We start from the raw sequence: 20,791 nt of genomic DNA, 5'->3' as shown, positions 1-20,791 counted from the left end.
TTTACCCGAAACCCTCAGTCCGAAAGGATTGAGGGTTTCTTTTTGCGTGGAATTCGGCGCGATAGGCCGAGGCCGAGGCCACTGTGGGTATGCGCCAAGGTGGACTCATCTCTGTTCGCTCACCATATTGATCAATTCCGCTGCACCGACGGATTGGTCAGTTGGAGAGATGCCAGTAGGCTTGGAAACCTCAGTACTGGCGATACTGTTTCATTGCACTGATCGGCTTCTTGCGATCCATCTGCTGCCTTGATGTCTCTGGATGCAACAAAAACCCCGCTATCGCGGGGTGTTTGTTTTCTGAGTGAGAGAACTACGCGTGCTGAGTGAGCTCTCAGTCGCCCAATGTCAGCAGCGAGGCGTTACCGCCTGCAGCGGTTGTGTTGACGGTGACGACCTTCTCGGTTGCGAAGCGCAGCAGGTAATGCGGGCCGCCGGCTTTCGGGCCAGTGCCCGAAAGGCCTTGGCCGCCGAAGGGTTGTACGCCGACGACGGCGCCGATTTGATTGCGGTTGACGTAGACATTGCCGACCGCAACGCGTGTGGTGATGCGTTCGATGGTCTCGTCGATACGCGAGTGCACACCTAACGTCAGTCCATAACCTGTGGCGTTGATCTGGTCGATAACGGCATCGAGCTGGTCCGCTTTCCAGCGGATTACATGCAGCACTGGTCCGAAGATCTCACGTTTCAGCTGCGTCAGCGAGGTCAGCTCGTAGGCGCGCGGGGCGAAGAAGCTGCCATGCGCGGTTGTTGGATCCAGTGCCGTGCTGCCGATCAGGCGCGCTTCGCGATCCATGCGTGCTGCATGATCGTCGAGGATCTTGAGTGCATCTGCGTCGATTACCGGACCAACGTCGGTAGACAGTAGCGCAGGGTCGCCGATCTTCAGCTCGCCCATGGCACCAGCGAGCATGGTCATCACCTTGTCGGCGATGTCGTCCTGCACGAACAAGACGCGGGCGGCCGAGCAGCGTTGGCCGGCGGACATGAAGGCGCTGGAGATCGCATCCTTGACGACGGCTTCGGGCAGTGAAGAGGAATCCGCGATGAAGGCGTTCTGGCCGCCGGTTTCGGCAATCAGCACACCGATCGCGGCGTCGCGTGCGGCCAGGGTGCGGTTGATGACCCGGGCGGTCTCCGTGGAACCGGTGAAAGCGACACCGGCCACGCGCGGGTCGTTCGTCAGCGCGGCGCCAACGGTCGCGCCATCGCCTGGCAGGAACTGCACGACAGCCTCGGGAATGCCGGCTTCTTGCAGCAGCTTCACTGCCGCGTAGCCGATCAGGTTGGTTTGCTCTGCCGGCTTGGCGATGACGCTGTTGCCGGCGGCCAGGGCGGCGGCGACCTGACCCAGGAAGATGGCGAGCGGGAAATTCCAGGGGCTGATGCAGACGAACACGCCGCGCCCGTGCAACTGCAGCTCGTTGGATTCGCCAGTCGGCCCGGGCAGACGCTCGGGGGCGCCGAACTGGGCGCGTGCCTGGCCGGCGTAGTAGCGCAGGAAGTCGACTGCTTCGCGGACCTCGGCCACGGCGTCGGGCAGGGTCTTGCCGGCTTCCTTGACGCAGATCGCCATGAACTCTGGCATGCGCGCCTCGAGCAGGTCGGCTGCGTGTTCCAGGATGGTGGCGCGGCTGGCGGCGGGCGTGCGGTTCCAGGCCGGCTGCGCGGCGGCAGCGGACGCCAGTGCCTTCTGCACGGTGGCCGGATCGGCCGGCTGCCAATGGCCGACGGTCTCGCGTCGGTCTGCCGGGTTGAGTACCGCTTCGCTGGGCGTGCTGAGCACTGCTCCGGGGACCAGTGGGGTGGCCTTCCACGGTTTGATTGCGGCATTGAGTTGCTCGGCCAGCTGCCGCAGATCGTTGTCGTTGGCGAGATTGGCGCCCATGGAGTTTTTCCTGTGTTGGTTCTGGCTGCGCAACAGATCGGTCGGCAACGGAATCTTGGGATGCGGAATGGAGCTAAACGACGACACCGCTTCGACCGGATCGCGGATCAGGTCTTCGATGGCGACATCCTCGTCGGTGATGCGATTGACGAAGCTGGAATTGGCGCCGTTTTCGAGCAAGCGACGCACCAGGTACGGCAGCAGGTCCTCGTGCGAGCCGACCGGCGCATACACGCGACACGGCAACCCCAAGCGATCGGCTGGAATCACCTCGGCATACAGGTCATCGCCCATGCCGTGCAGCTTCTGGTGTTCGTAGTGCTTGCTCGTGGCGATCGCGCGCACGGCAGCGATGGTCTGCGCGTTGTGCGTGGCGAACATTGGATACAGCGCATCGCTGTGCGCGAACATGCGACGCGCGCAGGCCAGATACGACACGTCGGTGTTCTGCTTGCGCGTAAAGACCGGATAGCCAGGGTGGCCTTCGATCTGTGCGCGCTTGATCTCCGCATCCCAGTACGCGCCCTTGACCAGACGCACCGGAATCCGACGACCGACACGACGCGCAAGATCGGCTAGAAAATCGATCGTGTACGGCGTGCGCTTTTGATACGCCTGCACCGCCAAACCATAGCCTTCCCAGCCATCCAGCGATGGGTCGGAGAACGTGGCCTCGATGATGTCCAGCGACAGCTCCAGACGATCGGCTTCTTCGGCATCGACGGTGTAGCCGATACCGTAGGACTTGGCCAGCTGCGCCAGCTCCAGCACACCCGGTACGAGCTCGGCCATGACGCGTGCGCGTTTGGCGTGCTCGTAGCGCGGATACAGCGCAGACAATTTGATCGAGATACTGGGCGCTGCGAAGACATCGGTGCCGACAAACTTGCCGCTGCGGCCGATCGCATGGATGGCATCGCGATACGCCTGCAGATAGCGCTGCGCATCTTTCATGGTCAATGCGCCTTCGCCGAGCATGTCGAACGAATAGCGGTAGTTGGCGTTGTCGCCCTTGCGCGAACGCGCAAGGGCTTCACCAATGGTGCGGCCCATGACGAATTGGTGGCCCATGATCTTCATCGCCTGGCGCACGGCCAGACGGATCACCGGTTCGCCAACGCGGCCGATCAGTCGCTTGAATGCGCCCGGTACGTCGGCGCGGGTGAGGTCGTTGAGTTGCACCAGCTTGCCGGTGAGCATCAGGCCCCATGTCGATGCGTTGACCAACACCGAGTCGCTGCCGCCGACATGTTTTTTCCAGTCCGCATCGCCGAGCTTGTCGCGGATCAGCTTGTCTGCGGTGTCCTGGTCGGGAATGCGCAACAGCGCTTCGGCCACGCACATCAGCAGCACACCTTCTTCGCTGCCCAGGTCGTATTGGCGCATGAAGGCTTCGATCGCGCCCTGGTCCTGCGCACGTGCGCGGACGCGGGTGACCAGGTCGGCGGCGACCGCCTGCACCTTGGCCTGTTCGGCGGCGGGCAGGCGGGCCTGGTCGAGCAGTTCGCGCATGTGCTCGGCTTCGTCCTTGAGCCAGGCGGCGGTGATGGCGGCGCGCAATGCACCGGGTGCGGCAGGCAGCTCGGGCGCCAACAGCGGGCGCGCAACTGGGTTGGAGGCAAGCGGGTCGAGCTGAGCGTTCATGCGAAAGATGCCTGGGGATCCGCGCTCATTCTAGAGAGCGGAAGTACCTGCGCACTTGTGTGGAAGCGGCAACTTTTCCGCCGTTTTGTGCATGTCGCCATCGCACGCGCAAGCGGGCTCGATCGTTGCTGGCTGCAGCCGCCTGCATCGGGGAAGTGTTTGATTTACGCGCGTTTTTAGCTGCACTGCAGCAATTGAATGATTGCCGGAAACGCTTGCCGCATGCGTTCGCGCGGGTCTACCATCGGGCTATTCCCGCAGTGCGCTGCGTGTTGCCAATGATCGAAGTGCTGCCGTTGATGTCCGAAGGGGTTGGGACGCAGGTGCGGTTGCGGCCTCCGCGGGCACTGTCTGCCAGGCAATTCGTGCAATTGTTCGCAGTGTTGGCGGGAACGATGTGGTTGTTTGCAGGCCTGGGGTGGTGGACCGGCAATGCGTTCGCGCCGGTGTTCGCCCTGTTGCACAGTGGTGTGGTGGCGCTGGCGCTACGGCAGTTGTGGCGAAGTGGCGAGCGCGAAGAAGCGATCCGGGTGGGGGACGCCGTTGTCGAGGTGTTTCCGTCCGGGCATGCGCCACCAGCGTTTCAGGCTCATCCGCACTGGGTGCGGTTATCCATGGAACGCGACGACAGGGTGTTGCTGATAAGCAGCGGCAGGCAGATCGAGATCGGAAGTTTTCTCGGGCCTGCCGAACGTGTGGAACTGGCAACTACGCTGAAACGCTTGCTCGCGGCCGCCAATGGCCGTCACCGATGACGTAAGGGTCTAGGCAATGACGCAACGCAGCAGCTGGAAGTCGATATATACGAAAGTGAGCCTGGCAATGACGGCGCTGCTGAGCGCACAAGGTGCCTGGGCGCAATCGGCCGACCCGAAGGAATGGCAGCTCAACATGGGCCGCGGAGTCACGCAGACCGCGCGCATGGCCTATGAGGCGCACATGGTGGCGCTGTGGGTCTGCGTGGTGATCGGCGCGCTGGTGTTCGGTGCGATGGGCTATGCGATCTTCAAGTTCCGCAAGTCCAAGGGTGCGGTGGCGGCGCAATTCAGCCATAACACCACGGCAGAAGTGCTGTGGACGGTGATTCCGGTGCTGGTGCTGATCGCGATGGCCTGGCCGGCAACGGCCAAGCTGATTGCGATGTACGACACCCGCGAGTCGGAAATGACCGTCAAGGTGACCGGCTACCAGTGGATGTGGAAATACGAATATCTGGGCCAGGGTGTGGAATTCACCAGCCGGCTGGCGCGCGAATCCGATCGCATTCGTCAGAGTGGCGAGCGCCCGACCGCCGCATCGCAACCGCATTATCTGTTGGACGTGGACAACCGCCTGGTACTGCCGGTCGGCACCAAGATCCGCTTCGTGATCACCGCCGATGACGTGATTCATGCGTGGTGGGTGCCGGCATTGGGCTGGAAGCAGGACGCGATCCCCGGCATCGTCAACGAGGCATGGACCAACATCGAGCAGCCGGGCGTTTACCGCGGGCAGTGCGCCGAGTTGTGTGGCAAGGATCATGGCTTCATGCCGATCGTGGTGGAGGCGTTGCCCAAGGCCGAATTCCAGCGCTGGCTGGCGGCGCGTCGCAGTGCAAACGCAACACCTGCTGCTGCACCGGCAGGCGCACCTGCACCGGTCTCCGCACCTGCAGCAGCGCCTGCCGGTGAGGCCGCTCCCGCCGCCGCGCCTGTTCCAGCCGCCGCACCGACCGCCGCTCTTTAATCGCTCGCAACCGCACCGTTTTATAGAGGTCGTTCCGTCATGGCGCATACCGCAGTCGATCACCACGGACACCACCAGCCCGGTTTCGTCGAGCGCTGGTTCTTCTCTACAAATCACAAGGATATCGGCACGCTGTATTTGCTGTTTTCCTTCGTGATGTTCATCATCGGCGCGGCGATGAGCGTGGTGATTCGCGCCGAATTGATGCAGCCCGGATTGCAGTTCGTCAAACCCGAATTCTTCAACCAGATGACCACCGTGCATGCACTGGTGATGATCTTCGGTGGCGTGATGCCGGCGTTCGTTGGTCTGGCCAACTGGATGATTCCGCTGCAGATCGGCGCGCCGGACATGGCGCTGCCACGCATGAACAACTGGTCGTTCTGGCTGCTGCCGGTGGCATTCACCTTGCTGTTGCTGACGCTGTTCCTGCCCGGTGGCGCGCCGGCCGGTGGCTGGACGCTGTACCCGCCGCTGTCGTTGCAGGGCGGCTACAACGTGGCCTTCAGCGTGTTTGCGATCCATGTCGCCGGCGTCAGTTCGATCATGGGTGCGATCAACATCATCGCCACCGTGCTCAACATGCGTGCACCCGGCATCGATCTGTTGAAGATGCCGATCTTCTGCTGGGCCTGGCTGATCACCGCGTTCCTGCTGATCGCAGTGATGCCTGTGCTGGCCGGTGCGGTGACCATGCTGCTGACCGACAAGTTCTTCGGCACCAGCTTCTTCAACGCAGCCGGCGGCGGCGACCCGGTGATGTACCAGCACATCTTCTGGTTCTTCGGGCACCCGGAGGTCTACATCATGATCCTGCCGGCGTTCGGCGTGGTCAGCGAGATCATTCCGACCTTCAGCCGCAAGCCGCTGTTCGGCTATCAGGCGATGGTCTATGCGATCGCCGCGATCGCGTTTTTGAGCTTTATCGTCTGGGCGCACCACATGTTCACCGTGGGCATGCCGCTGGGTGGCGAAATCTACTTCATGTTCGCCACGATGCTGATCTCCATCCCGACCGGGGTGAAAGTGTTCAACTGGGTCAGCACGATGTGGAAGGGCTCGCTGACCTTCGAATCGCCGATGCTGTGGGCGGTGGCGTTCGTGATTCTCTTCAGCATCGGTGGGTTCTCGGGTCTGATGCTGGCGATCGTGCCGGCGGATTTCCAGTATCACGACACCTATTTTGTGGTCGCGCATTTCCATTATGTGTTGGTCACCGGTGCGGTGTTCGCGCTGATTGCGGCGGTGTATTACTGGTGGCCGAAGTGGACCGGGCGCATGTACAACGAGGCCTGGGCCAAGTTCCATTTCTGGTGGACGATGGTGTTCGTCAATCTGTTGTTCTTTCCGCAGCATTTTCTCGGCCTTGCCGGCATGCCGCGGCGGATTCCCGATTACAACGTGGTGTTCGCCGACTGGAACCTGATCAGCTCGATCGGCGCGTTCGGCATGTTCGCCACGCCCTTCTTGATGGCCGGCATCCTGTTTGCTTCGCTGCGCAATGGCGCAAAGGCCGAGGCGCGCGCCTGGGAAGGCGCAAAGGGGCTTGAGTGGACGGTGCCATCGCCCGCACCGGCGCATACCTTCACCGTGCCGCCGGTGATCAAGCCTGGAGATCTTGCGCATGAAGACATCGGTCACTGAGTCCGCGCCGGTACCGGCCGTGGCACGTCTGCTCTCCGCTGCCGAACGGCAGGCGCAACAGCGCCGCGCCGTGCGCCGCACCGCGATCACGGTCGGCATCATCGCGTTGCTGATCTACGCAGGTTTCATCGCTTCGGGAGTCATCGGGCGGTGAGTACCCACGCGCCCGCGCCTGCACCGACTGCCGGCCTGTTCAAGCTGCTGGGCGTTGTGTTGGGCGTGTTCGTGCTGACCTTTTCGCTGGTGCCGCTGTACCGCATCGCCTGCGAAAAAGTCTTCGGCATTCGCATGGAGCGCGCACCTGGCAGCTCGCATGCGAGTGCTGCCGGGGCTGCAGCGGCGGGCAAGCGTACGGTGAGGGTGGAGTTTGATGCCGGGGTCAATTCCAAACTGCCCTGGACCTTCCATCCCGAGCAGATGACGATGGATGTGGTGCCGGGCGAACTCAACGAAGCCTTGTATTTCGCGCGCAACGACAGCGTGCGTGCGGTGGTCGGCAGTGCGGTGCCGTCGGTCGCACCGGCGCGTGCATCCGGATATTTCAACAAGACCGAATGTTTCTGTTTTACCGCGCAGACCTTGCAGGCCGGCGAAACGCGCGACATGCCGCTGCGTTTCATCGTCGACCCTGCGTTGCCGCCGGAAGTCACCACGATCACCTTGTCCTACACGTTCTATCGCAACGACACCCTGACCTCGGAGTTGCAAGGCGGCGGCGCATCCAGCGCGCCGCGTGCGGCGCCGTAATCCTTTCTCCACACGCAGTACCGACACGGAAGCAACGCCATGGCCGACCACAGTCCCAATGCCGACGCGTATTTCGTCCCGAGCCATAGCAAGTGGCCGTTTGTCGGGTCGATTGCGATGTTCGTGATGATGATTGGCGTGGCCAGCTGGCTCAACGATGCGGCATGGGGACGTTGGACGTTCTTCGCTGGCGTTGCGATGTTGCTGGCGACCTTGTTCATGTGGTTTGGCGATGTCATCCGCGAATCCAATGCCGGGCACTACAACCGCCAGGTGGATGGGTCCTTCCGCATGGGGATGGTGTGGTTTATTTTTTCCGAGGTGATGTTCTTCTGCGCCTTCTTCGGTGCGTTGTTCTATACGCGTGTGCTGACGCTGCCCTGGCTGGGCGGCGAAGGCGATGGTGTAATGACCAACGAGCTGCTGTGGAATGGGTACTCCGCCGCGTGGCCGACCAACGGCCCGGGCACGATCGGCGGGCAGTTCCAGACCATCCCGGCGTGGGGCCTGCCGCTGATCAATACGTTGATCCTGCTCAGCTCCGGTGTGACGCTGACCATTGCCCATCACGCGCTGAAAGGTGGCCGGCGCGGTGCGCTGCTGTTGTGGCTCGGGTTGACCGTGCTGCTGGGTTGCGTGTTTTTGTTCCTGCAGGCCGAGGAATACATCCACGCCTACACCGAGCTCAATCTGACGCTTGGCTCCGGCATCTACGGCTCCACGTTCTTCATGCTCACCGGCTTCCACGGTATGCACGTGTTGCTGGGCACCATCATGTTGGCGGTGATGTGGCTGCGCGTGGCGCGCGGGCACTTCACCCGCGACAACCATTTCGCCTTTGAAGCGGCCGCGTGGTACTGGCACTTCGTCGACGTGGTGTGGCTGGCGCTATTCCTGTTCGTGTATGTGCTTTGAGGGTGGGGATTGGGGAGTCGGGATTGGGGATTCGCAAGAGCGATCCGCTTTTGCTATTACGAATCCCCAATCACCAATCCCATCGGCCGCGTCAGCGGCCGAGCCCATGCGGCTTGATCCAGCCGGTGTAGATACCGAGGATCACCACCGCGATCAGCGCGACCGACAGACCGATGCGCCAGGTAAGTGCGTTGACGGTGCGCTTGGTCTCGCCGCGATCGGTGAGCAGGTAATAGAGACCTGCGCCCAGGTTCCATAGGATCACGATCAGGAAGGCGACAATCAGCAGCGTCTTGAGCGAATCGTTCACAACAGCCCCGGTGGTCGTCGGCGTGGTAACGGCATTGCACGCCTTTTTGCGTCGCTTGTCATGATGCGCAAGCACACGGCGGTGTTGGGTTGGTGTCTGGCGTTGCTGGTCAGCGCGGGTTTTGCGGCGCTTGGGTACTGGCAGCTGCAGCGCATGCACAGCAAGCAAGCCTTGCTGGAACGCGCCGCGCATGTGCGCGAGATGCCGTTGACCTTGGTGCAAGCGTTAGCCACGCCGCATGCGCTGGCATGGGCGAGCGGAGACGTGCGTTTTCTGCCGCAGCAGGTGTTGCTGGACAACCAACTGCATGCGGGGCGCGCTGGCGTGCGCGTTTATCAACTCGCCGCGCCGCAAGACAGCCCGGTCACGCTGCTGATCGATCTGGGCTGGCTGCCGTTACCGGCCAATCGGCAGTTGCCGACGATCACGCCACTGCAAGGCATCCACGCACTGCAGGGGTTGTTGAGCGCGCCGCCATCGGCCGGACTTGCGATCGGGCCTGCATTGGCCACCGCCAATGCACCTCAGACCTGGCTGGCCACGCGCCTGGATGCAGAAGCCCTGCGCAGTGCGCTTGGCAGGCGCGACATTTCGTCGCAGGTGTTGCGGCTGGATCCGGCACTATCGGTCGGTTATGCGCGCGATCTGGAGATGCTGCCGAACACGCTGCCACCCGCGCGGCACTTGGGTTATGCGGTGCAATGGTTCGGTCTGGCCGCAGCGGTATTGGTCACCGCGACGTTGCTGACATGGCGTGCGCGTCGCCGCCGTCGACGCGGGCACTGACGCCTGCGGCATGAGAAAATCACCGGCATGACCTCATCCACATCGGCCACGCCGCATTCGGTCAAACGCGGCCGCAGGATGCTGATTGCCCTGGCGGTGCTGTTCTTCGGCTCGATGTTGCTGGCCGGCGTGCTGCGCTTCTCCGGATGGCAGCCGGCATCGATGCGCAATCACGGCGAGCTGCTGAAGCCGCCCGCCGACCTGCGCGCGTTGGTGCCGCTGCGCGCGGACGGGCAGCCGTATGCATGGACGCCTGCCGAACGCGTATGGCGCATCGCGCTCGCACCGCCCGCCAGTTGCACGCAGCAGTGCGTGACCTTGGCGGCCGAACTGGACAAGGTGTGGCAGCTGCTCGGCCATCGCGCCGACAAGGTAGAGGTGTTGTGGATCGGCGCCCCGCCAGCCGGTCTGCCGCCGATGCCGGCCCTGCGTGTGCTGCGCGACGACGTGCGGCTGCGGCAGGCGTTACCGCGTGCCAACGATGCCGCCGGCGTGCCGGTGTATGTGATCGACCCCAACGGCTTCGTGATCCTGCGGTATGCCCCAGGGTTCGACCCGGCCGGCCTGCGCGCCGATCTGGTCAAGCTGCTGAAACTGATGTGAGCCCGTTTCGATGAATCTGTTTGCGCCACCGGCATTGTTCCGCCACTTCCATCGCATGGCCTGGCTGGCGGCGTTGTTCACTGCGAGCACGATCCTGTTCGGGTCGTTCGTGCGCCTGTCCGATGCCGGCATGAGCTGCCCGGACTGGCCGACCTGCTATGGCCGCGTCACCTGGCCGCAGACCAGCGACGAAGCCAACACGCATGTGGCCAGCAAGATCCGTCCGTTGGAGTCGCACAAGGCCTGGCGCGAGCAGGTGCACCGCTTCCTGGCCGGCGCGCTCGGGGTGGAAGTGCTGGTGCTGTCGTTGCTGGCGGTGCGCCGCAGACGCATGGGCATTGCCCAGGTTGTCACTGCGGCGGTGCTGGTGGCGTTGTCGATCCCGCTGTACATGTCCGGCTGGCACACCCTGGCGTCCGGGGTGGCAATCGCAGGCGAGGCCATCCTGCTGCTGGCGGCATTGCGCTGGAGCAATATCGATCTGGCCCGCGCGGCGGTGCTGACGCTGGCGGTGGTGATCTTCCAGGCGCTGCTGGGCATGTGGACGGTGACGCTGCTGCTCAAGCCGATCGTGGTGATGGGTCACCTGCTTGGCGGCATGCTGATGTTCTCGCTGCTGGTGTGGATGGCCTGGCGCGCGACGCATCTGCCGATCACGCTGGCCGACGCCTCGCGGCTGAAGTGGCTGCTGCGCCTGGGCGTGGCGGTACTGGGCCTGCAGATCGCGCTGGGCGGTTGGGTCAGTGCCAACTACGCGGCGCTGGCCTGCGGCGGGGGTAGCTGGTCGGCCGACAATTTCCCGCGTTGCGTGAGCCAATGGTGGCCGCCACACGACTTCCGCGAAGGCTTCACACTCTGGCGCGGGATCGGCGTGGATTACGAAGGCGGCGTGCTCGATGGCGCGGCGCGTATCGCGATCCAGATGGCGCACCGGTTGTGGGCGATTGCGACGGCGCTGTATCTGTGGTGGCTGGCCTGGCGCCTGTCGCGCTCGCCAGGCATGCGGGTCTGGGCCGCAGCGCTGGCCCTGTTGGTGGCGGTGCAAGTGACGCTGGGCATGCTCAACGTCAAGCTGGCGTTGCCGCTGGAAGTGTCGGTGCTGCACAACGGCGGGGCGGTGGCATTGTTGTTCGTGCTGGTCTCGCTGCTGGCGCGGCTGCGCGCGCCGGAGTGAACATGGCTGTCAGCGCACGCGATTACTGGGATCTGACCAAACCCAAGGTGGTGGCACTGATCGTGTTCACCGCATTGGTGGGCATGTTCCTGGCCATCCCCGACGTGCCGACGTGGCTGCAGGTGCGCACCGGTGCGTTGGGCTTTCTGGGCATCTGGCTGGCGGCATCGGCGGCGGCGGCGATCAATCAATTGCTCGACGCCAAGATCGATGCACAGATGGCGCGCACCTCTTGGCGCCCGCTGGTGGTGGGCAAGGTGCGGCCGTGGCAGGTGCTGCTGTTCGCCAGCGTGCTGATCGTGATTTCCATGACCATTCTGGTGGTCTGGGTGAATGTCATCACGGCGGTGCTGACCTTTGCTTCGCTGATCGGTTATGCAGTGATCTACACCGTGTACCTGAAGCGTGCGACCTCGCAGAACATCGTGATCGGCGGGCTGGCCGGTGCCACGCCGCCGATGCTGGGCTGGGCGGCGGTGACGGGTTTACCGACCAGCGCCGACTGGATCAATGCTTCGCTGCTGGTGCTGATAATCTTCATCTGGACGCCGCCGCATTTCTGGGCACTGGCGATCTTCCGTCGCGCCGATTACGCCAAGGCGGCGATCCCGATGTTGCCGGTGACCCACGGCGTGCCGCATACGCGCAGGCAGATCCTGGTGTACACGGTGCTGCTGGCGATCGTGACCCTGCTGCCGGTGGCGGTGGGCATGAGCGGGGTGTTCTATCTCGGCGGCGCGCTGGTGCTCAACGTGGTGTTTCTCTGGTACGCCTGGCGCATGCTCGACCCGCCGGACGAATTGTTCTCGATGAAGATGTTCGGGTATTCCATCGTGTATCTGATGGCGCTGTTCGCGTTCCTGATGGTGGATCACTTGGTGCTGCCGTGGGTCCGCTAGCGGCAGCGACAGGCAGCTGACGCCAGGAGCGGCTGACAAAGCTGCTGTGCGGCCGCCGATGGGTGCGGCCAGTGCTCGGACGCGGCATGTACCAGTCGTACACGCAGGTCCCGAGCACGTTCAACATTCATTGGCCAACCGCCAACCGCGCACTACGCTCTGTCAGCCGCGCCAAGTCGCCGCGCGACTGCCTGCACGGTTGCGCAGGCTCAGCTCAGCCAGTTGGCGCACTCGCTGGTGTTCTTGCTGCCGCAGCTGGTCTGCATCTTCTGCTGAAGTCGTGTCAGCACCGCATTGCCTTGCTGGTGATGCTGCTTGCCCCAGGTCTTGAGTGCAGCGCCCAGCGTGGCGAAGCGCTGCCGGGTGCGTTGGCGATAGCCATCGGGTTGCCCGGCCAGCTCGCCGATCACCTGCGTTGCAGCTGCTTCGATGCCGGCGGTGTCGTCGGGGCTGAGCCGGATCAGGCCATCCACATACATCACGCCCCACTGCACCCGGGTGGCAGGACCTTGCGCGCCCTCGTAGGCTTTCTTGAGCCAGGACAGCGCGGTCTTTTTATCGCCGCGTTGTTCGGCCAGATCGGCCAGTTCGGGCATGTAGTAGTACGGCGTCTTGCTGCGTGCCAACTCGGCCAGCAGCAACTGCTCGGCGCCACTGCCATCGCCTACCTCGCTCAGTAGCGCCGCGGCGGTGCTGATGGTGGATTGGCGCTCTTCGTCGGTCTTGGCGGTGTCGGTGGCCCATTGCACGCGTTGCTGTACGGTGTCGACCACGGTTTTGGGAAGCGGTGGTTGCGGGCCTTTCGCTTCGGTTTCGGTGGGCTGGCCCTGCGCCAGGCGTGCCAGCTGGATCTGTGCGTAGGCAGTGCCCAGCCGGTCGGCGATCGGAAGCGCGGTGTCGGCATAGACCTTGTCCAATGCCAGATTCAGCGCGTTGGACAAAGTGGCGCGCTCGCCGGCATCGCTGCTGGCAGCGGCGACCAGACGTGCGGGCATGTAGGTCAGCGTGCCGAGATTGGCGCGTACTTCTGCCGGATCGGCCAGCACCGATTCCAGCAGGGTGCGAGCAGCCGGAGTCGGGGCGGGAGGCTCCTTGGCCGCCGCAATCGCTGCCAGCGCGAAGCTGCGTTGCAGGGCCGGCTGCGGGGCCGATTTGGACAGGCGCGTAAGCACATCGACCGCCTCATCGGGTTTGACGAGCCGATCGTCGGTGCCCCAGGCGTAATTGCCGAGCACGGCCCAGTCGTCCGCGCTGAGTTGCTGCGGGGTCTGCAATGCGGTGTCGAGCAGTTGCTTGGCGGTGCTGGTGCTCTTGGCCGCCACGCGCAGCACATCGGCCAGACGTGCGTTGTCGGCGTCGCCGGCCAGGCGGGTGATCTCGCTGCGATCCGGGCGCAGCACGATGATGGTCGGGTAGCCCTTGATGCCGAAGCGCTCGCCCCAGGCCTGCGCGCCTTCGGAATCGCCATCCAGATGCACCGCCACGAATTGCTGGGTGCGGGCAATGAAGGCCGGGTCCTTGAACAAGGTGGCCTTCAGACGATTGCACGGCGGGCACCAGGCCGCGCCCCAGTACAGCAGGATCGGTTTGCCGCTTTCCTTGGCCTCGACAAACGCGTCTTCCACATCGCCCTCGCGCCAGGCGATGCTGGACGCTGGGGCAGGCGTGGCCGTTGTCTTGGTCTGCGCGGGTGCCGATGGCGTCGCGGGCTTGTCGCAGGCAGTCAGGGTGGCGAGTACCGCCAGCAGCACGATCAAGGACGGGGAAGGGCGTCGGAACGACAGCGTCATGGCAATCACCGATTGGGGGCGGCAGGGGGACGATCAAGCACTCTAGCGAGCTGTGCCTTGCCAACCATGCGACAGCTCATGACGCTTGTCCATCTGCTTAGAACCCGCTCCTAGCTGCAATGCGAAGTGCCATCACGTGGAGCGTCGTGGCTTGGCGTTTGCGGCAGATGCAACCCGCCCACAGCAAGCAGGCACCTGTAGGCCACGCAGCACGGGTCGCGCCTGCGCGTAAGCGATCAGACCACCGCAGTGCAGTGATCGTCTCGCTCAGTGACCACCGGCACCGGCTTGCGGCTCGCTCGGTGCGGTACGTGCATAACGTGCGGCCACGAACGCGCAGACGATCAGCTGCAGCTGGTGGTACAGCATGATCGGCAACACGATCGCACCGAGGCCGCCGCCGGCGAACATCACCTTGGCCATCGGCACGCCGGTGGCCAGGCTCTTCTTCGAGCCGCAAAAGACAATTGCGATTTCGTCGGCGCGGTTGAAGCGCAGGCGGCGCGCGATGAAGGTGATCGAGAGCATCGCAACGGCCAGCAACAGCGCGGCCGCACCGAGTACGGCGAGCAGGGCCGGCAACGGCGTCTTCTGCCACAGCCCTTCGTTCACCGACGCGCTGAAGGCGGTATAGACCACCAGCAGGATGGTGCCCTGGTCGGTGTAACGCAGCACGGCGCGATGCCGTTCGACCCAGCCGCCGATCCACGGACGCAGAAAATGCCCGGCCAGGAACGGCACCAGCAACTGCAGCATGATCTTGCCGATCGCCTCGGCCGGGTGCGCCATCGCGCCTTGGCTGCCGACCAACAGACCCATCAACAATGGCGTCAGAAACACGCCCAACAGGCTGGAAAGCGAGGCTGCACAGACGGCGGCCGGCACGTTGCCGCGCGCCATCGAGGTGAAGGCGATCGACGATTGCACCGTGGATGGCAGCGCGCACAAAAACAACAGGCCGACATACAGCTCCGGTGTCAGCGCCAGATGCGCGAGCGGTTTGGACAACACCCCGAGCAGCGGAAACAGCACGAAGGTGCAGGTCAGGATCACCAGATGCAGGCGCCAATGCAGCGCGCCGGCCTTGACTGCCTCACGCGACAACCGCGCGCCGTGCAGGAAGAACAACGCGGCGATCGCCACATCGGTGACATCGTCCATGATCGCGGCAGCCGTGCCGTAGACCGGCAGAAACGAGGCGAGCGTGACCGTGCACAGCAGCGCGAGGGTGAATGGATCAATGCGCAACCGCGCCAGCAGCTTCTTCATCGAGGTCCCGGAGAGTGCGCGCTCAGGCGCGTGGTGCGCGTCATTCTACGATGCACGGTGGCCTGGGCAGCGCGCACAACAACCTGGCCTTCCTTGATAGTGGCAACCCGCCCTACAACGCGGCGAGCGCCTTGAACAGCTCGCGCAGCTCGTATTTGTCGGTGTCGTCCAGTCCTTGCGCGCGCTGCTTGTCCTGTAGTTCGTCCAGGCGCTGACGCAGCAATTGCTTGTCCAGTTGCGCCACCACGTCATGCAACTCCATCGCCCAACTGTGTTCGTCGCCGGGCAAGACCTGTGCGGCCAGTTTCTGCAGCGCGGCCTGTTCTTCGCGTTCGGCGAAGTGTTCCAGCAGGGCGCCGGTGCTGATTTCCGGGCGTTGCCGCACCAGCGCCAGCAGCTCCATCAACAGGTCGATGCCAGGCAGGCGCAGGCCGGAAAAATCGTGGTCGCCTTCCAGGCTCATTGCCAGCGACGGTTGCTGCAGCAGGATGGCGATCGACGCGCGCACCAGGCTGCGTTTTTGCGTGGGTGCGCCCATGCGCGCGGGCGGCCGCCCTTGTGGCGTGGACGCTTGCGTGGAGGTGCTGGCGCCCACACCGGTCAGGCGCGACAGTTCCTGCCTCATCAGATCGCCGAACGCGCCTTCGGGAATCTGCGCCAGCATCGGCTTGGCGCGTTCGGCCAGCCGGGCCTTGCCATCGAGCGTGTGCAGGTTGATCTCGCGCGACATCTCGTCGAAGAAGAACTGCGACAGCGGCGTGGCCTGTTTCAGCCGTTGATCGAAGGCCTGCGCGCCTTCCTTGCGCACGATGGTGTCCGGGTCTTCGCCATCGGGCAGAAACAGAAAAAACGCCTGGCGGCCGTCCTTCATGCGCGGCAGCACCGATTCGAGCGCGCGCCAACCGGCTTTACGGCCGGCGTTGTCGCCGTCGAAACAGAAATACACATCCGGTGCGTTGCGAAACAGCAGTTCGGCATGTTCGGGTGTGGTCGCCGTGCCCAGCGTGGCCACCGCCTGGGTGACGCCGAACTGGAACAGCGAGACCACGTCCATGTAGCCCTCCACCACGATCAGCCGTTCGATCTTCTGATTGGCCTGACGCACCTGCCACAAGCCATACAATTCGCGGCCCTTATGGAACAGCGCGGTTTCCGGCGAATTGAGGTACTTCGGGCCGGGGTCGCGGCCATCGGCCGGCGCGCCCATGATGCGTCCGCCGAAGGCGATCACGCGGCCGCGGCGGTCGAAGATCGGGAACATCACCCGGTCGCGGAACTTGTCGTAGACGTGGCCGCGATCGTTCTTGGAAAACAGGCCGGCGCGTTCGAGCACGCTCATGCGGCGCGCATCGGTGCCCAGGGTGTCCTTCAACGCGCTGTAGCCATCGGGCGCGTAGCCGATCTGGAAGCGCGCGCGGTTGTCGGCATCCACGCCGCGCCCGTCCAGATAGTCGCGGGCGCGCTCGCTGCCCTCGAGCTGACGCTGGAAGAACTGCGTTGCCGCTTCCAGTGCCGAATACAACTCGCGGCTGTCGTCCTGCTGCTGCGGGGTGCGTTGCTGGGTCTCGCGCGGGATTTCCATGCCGGCACGCTTGGCCAGCTCGTCGACCGCATCGAGAAATTCGAGGCGGTCGTAATTCATCAGAAAACTAATTGCGGTGCCGTGCGCGCCGCAGCCGAAGCAGTGATAGAACTGCTTGGTCGGCGAGACCGTGAACGAGGCCGAGCGCTCGTCATGGAACGGGCAGCGCGCCGAATATTCCTTGCCCTGACGCTTGAGCGGCACCCGACCGCCCACCACCTCGACGATGTCGGTGCGTGCGAGCAGTTCGTCGATGAATGCGTCGGGGATGCGGGCCATCCCGCTAGGATATCCCAGCCGCTGGCGCTCGCCGGCTTCAGCGAACGAAGGCCCTTAGAGAGCGAAGGCCCTTAGAGAGCGAAGGCCCTCAGTGCGTCACTACGTGCAGCCTTGCCACACATGGCACAGGCCGCGCCGGGCGCAATCAACTGCGTGCCGACGTTTCCGGCTGCTGCGTGACGCTCGGTTCGTCGACCGCTGGCGGCAGGTTGTCCGTATCCACCCCGGCCTCGCGCAGCTTGCGGTGCGAGCGCACACGCTCGTCGATCACGGCGGTCAGCAAGGCGCCGACGAAGAACACCACCGAGGCGTAGTACATCCACACCAGCAGGATCACCAAGGTGCCCATCGAGCCATACGCGCTGCCGGGCGCCGCCTTGGCGATGTACAGGCCGATGCCGTAGCGCCCCAATGCAAACAACAACGCGGTGATGACGCCGCCGACAAAGGCCTGCCGCCAGTTCACGGTGCGATCGGGCAGATAGCGATACAGAAAGGCGAAGGCGAGCGAATACAGTGCGAGGGTGGTGACATACCCGATCGCCGGCAGCACCGACGGCAGGCGTGCGAACACCACTTGCAGCGCGGTGGTGGCGATCATCGACACGATCAACAAGAAGCCCAGCGCCAGGATCACGCCGAACGAGAACACGCGCTTCTTCAGCCATGCCACGACGCCTTCCAGACGCTCCTTGTCGGTGCGAAAGATCAGGTTCAATGCGTTCTGCAACTGCGCAAACACTGCGGTGGCACCGATGAACAGCAACAGCGTGCTCCACAGCCCGGCCAGCGAGCCCACGCCGGGTTGATCGGTGGCATTGCGGATCACAGTGTCGGCGACTTCCGCTGCACTACCGCCGGCCAGTTGCGCAATCTGCTGCACCAAGGCTTCCTGCGCAGGCGGATACAGCGATGCAGTCAGCCACAGCAGCAACACCAGCAGCGGTGCCAGCGACAGCAAGGCATAGAACGACAGCGACGCAGCCTGCGTCATCACGTCGATCTCGAGAAAGCGATTGAGCAGTGCCATCGGCAGGCTGCGTTGCAGGCGGCCCAGATGCTTCTGCAGGTGTTCGGTTGAGAGCTTCGTCACCGGCGGGGGAAATCCTTGGGCATACCGTGATGCGTGCAGGGGTGAGAGGACGAAACCGGTATGCGGAATGCTTCGCCCGCGCCTGCATTGGCGGACCTGTTCTAACAGGGCCGAATCGAAGGTATGGTGAAAGCGGGCGCTGGATGTCGCGCGATGTGGTGCGCACGATGCGGCACCGAGATCCCTGCTTGCGCGGCGATCTGCATCGCCCTGGCAATCAAGCACAGGGCAATGCGCAAGGCAGACTTCAGCCTGCCAGACTCTTCTTGACCAGGGTCGAGACCAGGCCCATGTCGGCCTGACCGGCCAGCTTGGGCTTGAGCGCGCCCATCAGCTTGCCGATGTCGGCGGGGCTGCTGGCACCGGTTTCTGTAATCGCAGCCTGGATGGCGGCGACGATCTCGGCTTCGCCCATCTTGGCCGGCAAATAGCGCTCGATCACCACGATCTCCTCGCGCTCGATCTGCGCCAGGTCTTCGCGTGCGGCGGCTTCGAACTGGGTGACCGAGTCCTTGCGCTGCTTGACCATCTTGTCGAGCACGGCGATCACGGCCGCATCGTCCATCTCGATGCGCTCGTCCACTTCCTTCTGCTTGATCGCGGCATTGATCAGCCGGATCACGCCCAGGCTGTGCTTGTCGCCGGACTTCATGGCGGCTTTCATGTCATCGGTGAGCTGCTGCTTGAGGGGCATGCGGTGACTCCTAAGGTTGCGTGTTGAAAAAGACCAATACAAAAAGCCGGCGACGCTTGCGCGTGCCGGCTCTTGGGTTCGATCCCGATGAGCCGCGCCTACAGCGCATGCCCACCGGCAGGGAACCGCGTTCGATCAGTACAAGCGCTGGCGCTTGGTGACGTCGCGCGAGGAACGACGCAACTGACGCTTCACAGCAGCGGCAGCCTTGCGCTTACGCTCCTGGGTCGGCTTTTCATAGAACTCGCGCTTGCGGGTTTCGGCCAGCACGCCGGCCTTTTCGCAGGTGCGCTTGAAACGGCGGAGCGCAAATTCGAAGGGCTCGTTCTCGCGGACTTTAACGCTGGGCATGGGTTCTCCAGATAATGGGATTTCCGTCCGGGAGCCCCGGGCGGGTGCGAGCGGACTCGCGTGACGGAATTTCCGGGTTGCCCCGGCGAGCCGCGCATTATAACGACTTGCCAACGACCTGCAAGCCCCCTGCAAGATTTGCTGCTGCAGGCCTATAAGAGCGTGCGTTTTGGCCTGATCCGGCAGCGATCGCACGGCGGCGCAGCATATCGCCTCTGGCCGATCTGCGCAGCGCAAAAGCTGCGAAAATAGGCCGCATGTGCCTGTCTGCCGAGTTGCCGTGAAAGTCCTTGGGATCGAATCATCGTGTGATGAGACCGGTGTGGCGGTCTACGACACCGCGCTGTCCGGCGTGCCGGCGCTACGCGCGCATGCGGTCTACAGCCAGATTGCGCTGCATGCCGAATACGGCGGGGTGGTGCCGGAACTGGCCAGCCGCGACCACGTGCGCAAGCTGCTGCCGCTGATCCGCCAGACCCTGGGCGAGGCCGGGTTGCGCATCGACGAACTCGATGGGGTGGCCTATACCGCAGGCCCGGGCCTGGTGGGCGCACTCCTTGTAGGTGCCGGTGTGGCGCGCTCGCTGGCCTGGGCGCTGGATGTGCCGGCGATCGGTGTGCATCACATGGAAGGTCATCTGCTGGCGCCGTTGATGGAAGACGACCCGCCGCAGCCGCCGTTCGTGGCGCTGCTGGTCTCTGGCGGCCACACCCAACTGGTGTCGGTCAAGGCGCTGGGGTGTTACGAAGTGCTCGGCGAAACGCTGGACGATGCAGCCGGCGAGGCCTTCGACAAGACCGCCAAGATGATGGGCCTGCCGTATCCGGGCGGCCCGCAGTTGGCCGCGCTGGCCGAAACCGGCACGCCGGGACGCTATAAATTCTCGCGACCGATGACCGACCGGCCAGGCCTGGATTTCAGTTTCAGCGGGCTCAAGACCCAGGTGCTGCTGGCCTGGCGCGCCAGCGACCAGTCCGACACCACGCGCGCGGATATCGCACGCGGGTTCGAGGATGCGGTGGTGGAGACACTGGCGATCAAGTGCCTGCGCGCGCTGGATGCGGCCGACTGCAACACGCTGGTGGTGGCCGGTGGCGTGGGTGCCAACAAGCGCCTGCGCGCGCGGCTGCAGGAGGCGGCGCAGCGGCGCGGCGGCCGCGTGTGCTTCCCACGCCCGGCCTTGTGCACCGACAACGGCGCGATGATCGCCTTCGCCGGTGCGCTGCGGCTGGAGGCCGGCGAGCGCGCCGATGCGGCGGTGCATGTGACGCCGCGCTGGGATATGGCGAGCTTGCCGCCGTTGGCGGCGGCGCGGGATTCGGGAATCGGGAATAGGGAATCGTAAGAGCGCTATTCCGATTCGTTCTGTGCTGCTTTGCTGTTGCTCGTGCTTCT

At 64.0% G+C, this 20,791-nt stretch carries 19 protein-coding genes; 11 read left to right on the top strand and 8 right to left on the bottom strand.

What is annotated here, in order from left to right:
* Positions 1–334: 334 nt before the first annotated feature.
* Positions 335–3,535, bottom strand: coding sequence for a bifunctional proline dehydrogenase/L-glutamate gamma-semialdehyde dehydrogenase PutA (gene putA / locus FFY45_RS03070; protein ID WP_176339386.1), 3,201 nt, complete (start codon positions 3,533–3,535; stop codon positions 335–337).
* A gap of 278 nt (positions 3,536–3,813) precedes the next feature.
* Between putA and FFY45_RS03065 the strand changes: the two genes are divergently transcribed.
* Genes FFY45_RS03065 through FFY45_RS03040 form a run of 6 tightly spaced genes read left to right on the top strand, consistent with a single transcriptional unit; the run spans position 3,814 to position 8,566 of the window.
* Complete coding sequence (locus FFY45_RS03065; protein WP_162498339.1) at positions 3,814–4,290, top strand: DUF2244 domain-containing protein; 477 nt, start codon at positions 3,814–3,816, stop codon at positions 4,288–4,290.
* A 16-nt stretch (positions 4,291–4,306) separates the two neighbouring features.
* Positions 4,307–5,260 carry a cytochrome c oxidase subunit II gene (gene coxB / locus FFY45_RS03060; RefSeq protein ID WP_176339385.1) on the top strand — a complete coding sequence of 318 codons (954 nt, stop codon included), beginning with the start codon at positions 4,307–4,309 and terminating at the stop codon, positions 5,258–5,260.
* 39 nt (positions 5,261–5,299) lie between these two features.
* On the top strand, positions 5,300–6,904 hold the full coding sequence (gene ctaD, locus FFY45_RS03055) for a cytochrome c oxidase subunit I (protein WP_115039521.1): 1,605 nt from the start codon (positions 5,300–5,302) through the stop codon (positions 6,902–6,904).
* The gene (locus tag FFY45_RS03050; RefSeq protein WP_168960022.1) at positions 6,885–7,058 is read left to right on the top strand and encodes a hypothetical protein; all 174 of its coding nucleotides are present in this window, start codon (positions 6,885–6,887) and stop codon (positions 7,056–7,058) included. The genes ctaD and FFY45_RS03050 overlap by 20 nt, the downstream gene beginning before the upstream one ends.
* Complete coding sequence (locus tag FFY45_RS03045) at positions 7,055–7,651, top strand: cytochrome c oxidase assembly protein (protein ID WP_006449738.1); 597 nt, start codon at positions 7,055–7,057, stop codon at positions 7,649–7,651. Before FFY45_RS03050 ends, FFY45_RS03045 begins: the two co-directional genes overlap by 4 nt.
* Positions 7,652–7,690: 39 nt before the next feature.
* Positions 7,691–8,566 (top strand): cytochrome c oxidase subunit 3, encoded by an 876-nt coding sequence (locus tag FFY45_RS03040; protein ID WP_006449737.1) that lies wholly within the window; start codon positions 7,691–7,693, stop codon positions 8,564–8,566.
* Between the two features lie 91 nt (positions 8,567–8,657).
* Here FFY45_RS03040 and FFY45_RS03035 read toward each other — a convergent pair whose 3' ends face one another.
* Complete coding sequence (locus tag FFY45_RS03035) at positions 8,658–8,876, bottom strand: twin transmembrane helix small protein (protein ID WP_006449736.1); 219 nt, start codon at positions 8,874–8,876, stop codon at positions 8,658–8,660.
* Between the two features lie 60 nt (positions 8,877–8,936).
* Between FFY45_RS03035 and FFY45_RS03030 the strand changes: the two genes are divergently transcribed.
* The 4 genes from FFY45_RS03030 to cyoE are packed head-to-tail and all read left to right on the top strand — an operon-like array spanning position 8,937 to position 12,338.
* Entirely contained in the window at positions 8,937–9,662 is a 726-nt protein-coding gene (locus FFY45_RS03030; RefSeq protein WP_176339384.1) for an SURF1 family protein, read from the top strand.
* A 27-nt stretch (positions 9,663–9,689) separates the two neighbouring features.
* Positions 9,690–10,265, top strand: a complete 576-nt coding sequence (locus tag FFY45_RS03025) for a redox-active disulfide-containing membrane protein (protein WP_176339383.1) — start codon at positions 9,690–9,692, stop codon at positions 10,263–10,265.
* A gap of 10 nt (positions 10,266–10,275) precedes the next feature.
* A complete protein-coding gene (locus FFY45_RS03020; RefSeq protein ID WP_176339382.1) occupies positions 10,276–11,439 on the top strand; it encodes a COX15/CtaA family protein in 1,164 nt (387 codons plus the stop codon).
* A gap of 2 nt (positions 11,440–11,441) precedes the next feature.
* Positions 11,442–12,338, top strand: coding sequence for a heme o synthase (cyoE, locus tag FFY45_RS03015; protein ID WP_168960026.1), 897 nt, complete (start codon positions 11,442–11,444; stop codon positions 12,336–12,338).
* Between the two features lie 209 nt (positions 12,339–12,547).
* On the opposite strand, the gene FFY45_RS03010 is transcribed toward cyoE, so the two are convergent.
* From FFY45_RS03010 to rpsU, 6 genes are all read right to left on the bottom strand, one after another.
* On the bottom strand, positions 12,548–14,128 hold the full coding sequence (locus FFY45_RS03010; RefSeq protein WP_176339381.1) for a thioredoxin family protein: 1,581 nt from the start codon (positions 14,126–14,128) through the stop codon (positions 12,548–12,550).
* 267 nt (positions 14,129–14,395) lie between these two features.
* Entirely contained in the window at positions 14,396–15,397 is a 1,002-nt protein-coding gene (locus tag FFY45_RS03005; protein WP_176339380.1) for a bile acid:sodium symporter family protein, read from the bottom strand.
* A gap of 112 nt (positions 15,398–15,509) precedes the next feature.
* Entirely contained in the window at positions 15,510–17,258 is a 1,749-nt protein-coding gene (dnaG, locus tag FFY45_RS03000) for a DNA primase (RefSeq protein ID WP_115039529.1), read from the bottom strand.
* A 145-nt stretch (positions 17,259–17,403) separates the two neighbouring features.
* Positions 17,404–18,351 carry a YihY/virulence factor BrkB family protein gene (locus FFY45_RS02995; protein ID WP_104551629.1) on the bottom strand — a complete coding sequence of 316 codons (948 nt, stop codon included), beginning with the start codon at positions 18,349–18,351 and terminating at the stop codon, positions 17,404–17,406.
* Between the two features lie 247 nt (positions 18,352–18,598).
* On the bottom strand, positions 18,599–19,045 hold the full coding sequence (locus FFY45_RS02990) for a GatB/YqeY domain-containing protein (protein WP_176339379.1): 447 nt from the start codon (positions 19,043–19,045) through the stop codon (positions 18,599–18,601).
* 135 nt (positions 19,046–19,180) lie between these two features.
* Positions 19,181–19,396: a 30S ribosomal protein S21 gene (rpsU, locus tag FFY45_RS02985; protein WP_002808376.1), complete on the bottom strand. Its 216-nt coding sequence runs from the start codon at positions 19,394–19,396 to the stop codon at positions 19,181–19,183.
* Positions 19,397–19,676: 280 nt separating this feature from the next.
* On the opposite strand from rpsU, the gene tsaD reads away from it, so the two are divergent.
* A complete protein-coding gene (tsaD, locus tag FFY45_RS02980; protein WP_176339378.1) occupies positions 19,677–20,741 on the top strand; it encodes a tRNA (adenosine(37)-N6)-threonylcarbamoyltransferase complex transferase subunit TsaD in 1,065 nt (354 codons plus the stop codon).
* Positions 20,742–20,791 lie beyond the last annotated feature (50 nt).

Origin of the sequence: Xanthomonas hortorum, from assembly GCF_011305375.1 — a bacterium.
GTDB classification, from domain to species: domain Bacteria; phylum Pseudomonadota; class Gammaproteobacteria; order Xanthomonadales; family Xanthomonadaceae; genus Xanthomonas; species Xanthomonas hortorum_E.
The sequence above is the reverse complement of the archived record's forward strand: the minus strand, read 5'-3'. Positions and strand labels throughout refer to the sequence as shown.

Excerpts from the sequence above, each read along its gene's own strand:
- FFY45_RS03065 (WP_162498339.1), top strand. The coding sequence starts at position 3,814 with ATGATCGAAGTGCTGCCGTTGATGTCCGAAGGGGTTGGGACGCAGGTG.
- FFY45_RS03005 (WP_176339380.1), bottom strand. The coding sequence starts at position 15,397 with ATGAAGAAGCTGCTGGCGCGGTTGCGCATTGATCCATTCACCCTCGCG.
- FFY45_RS02990 (WP_176339379.1), bottom strand. The coding sequence starts at position 19,045 with ATGCCCCTCAAGCAGCAGCTCACCGATGACATGAAAGCCGCCATGAAG.
- coxB (WP_176339385.1), top strand. The coding sequence starts at position 4,307 with ATGACGCAACGCAGCAGCTGGAAGTCGATATATACGAAAGTGAGCCTG.
- ctaD (WP_115039521.1), top strand. The coding sequence starts at position 5,300 with ATGGCGCATACCGCAGTCGATCACCACGGACACCACCAGCCCGGTTTC.
- dnaG (WP_115039529.1), bottom strand. The coding sequence starts at position 17,258 with ATGGCCCGCATCCCCGACGCATTCATCGACGAACTGCTCGCACGCACC.
- FFY45_RS03025 (WP_176339383.1), top strand. The coding sequence starts at position 9,690 with ATGACCTCATCCACATCGGCCACGCCGCATTCGGTCAAACGCGGCCGC.
- putA (WP_176339386.1), bottom strand. The coding sequence starts at position 3,535 with ATGAACGCTCAGCTCGACCCGCTTGCCTCCAACCCAGTTGCGCGCCCG.
- FFY45_RS03020 (WP_176339382.1), top strand. The coding sequence starts at position 10,276 with ATGAATCTGTTTGCGCCACCGGCATTGTTCCGCCACTTCCATCGCATG.
- cyoE (WP_168960026.1), top strand. The coding sequence starts at position 11,442 with ATGGCTGTCAGCGCACGCGATTACTGGGATCTGACCAAACCCAAGGTG.
- FFY45_RS03030 (WP_176339384.1), top strand. The coding sequence starts at position 8,937 with ATGATGCGCAAGCACACGGCGGTGTTGGGTTGGTGTCTGGCGTTGCTG.
- FFY45_RS03050 (WP_168960022.1), top strand. The coding sequence starts at position 6,885 with ATGAAGACATCGGTCACTGAGTCCGCGCCGGTACCGGCCGTGGCACGT.
- FFY45_RS03010 (WP_176339381.1), bottom strand. The coding sequence starts at position 14,128 with ATGACGCTGTCGTTCCGACGCCCTTCCCCGTCCTTGATCGTGCTGCTG.
- FFY45_RS03040 (WP_006449737.1), top strand. The coding sequence starts at position 7,691 with ATGGCCGACCACAGTCCCAATGCCGACGCGTATTTCGTCCCGAGCCAT.
- rpsU (WP_002808376.1), bottom strand. The coding sequence starts at position 19,396 with ATGCCCAGCGTTAAAGTCCGCGAGAACGAGCCCTTCGAATTTGCGCTC.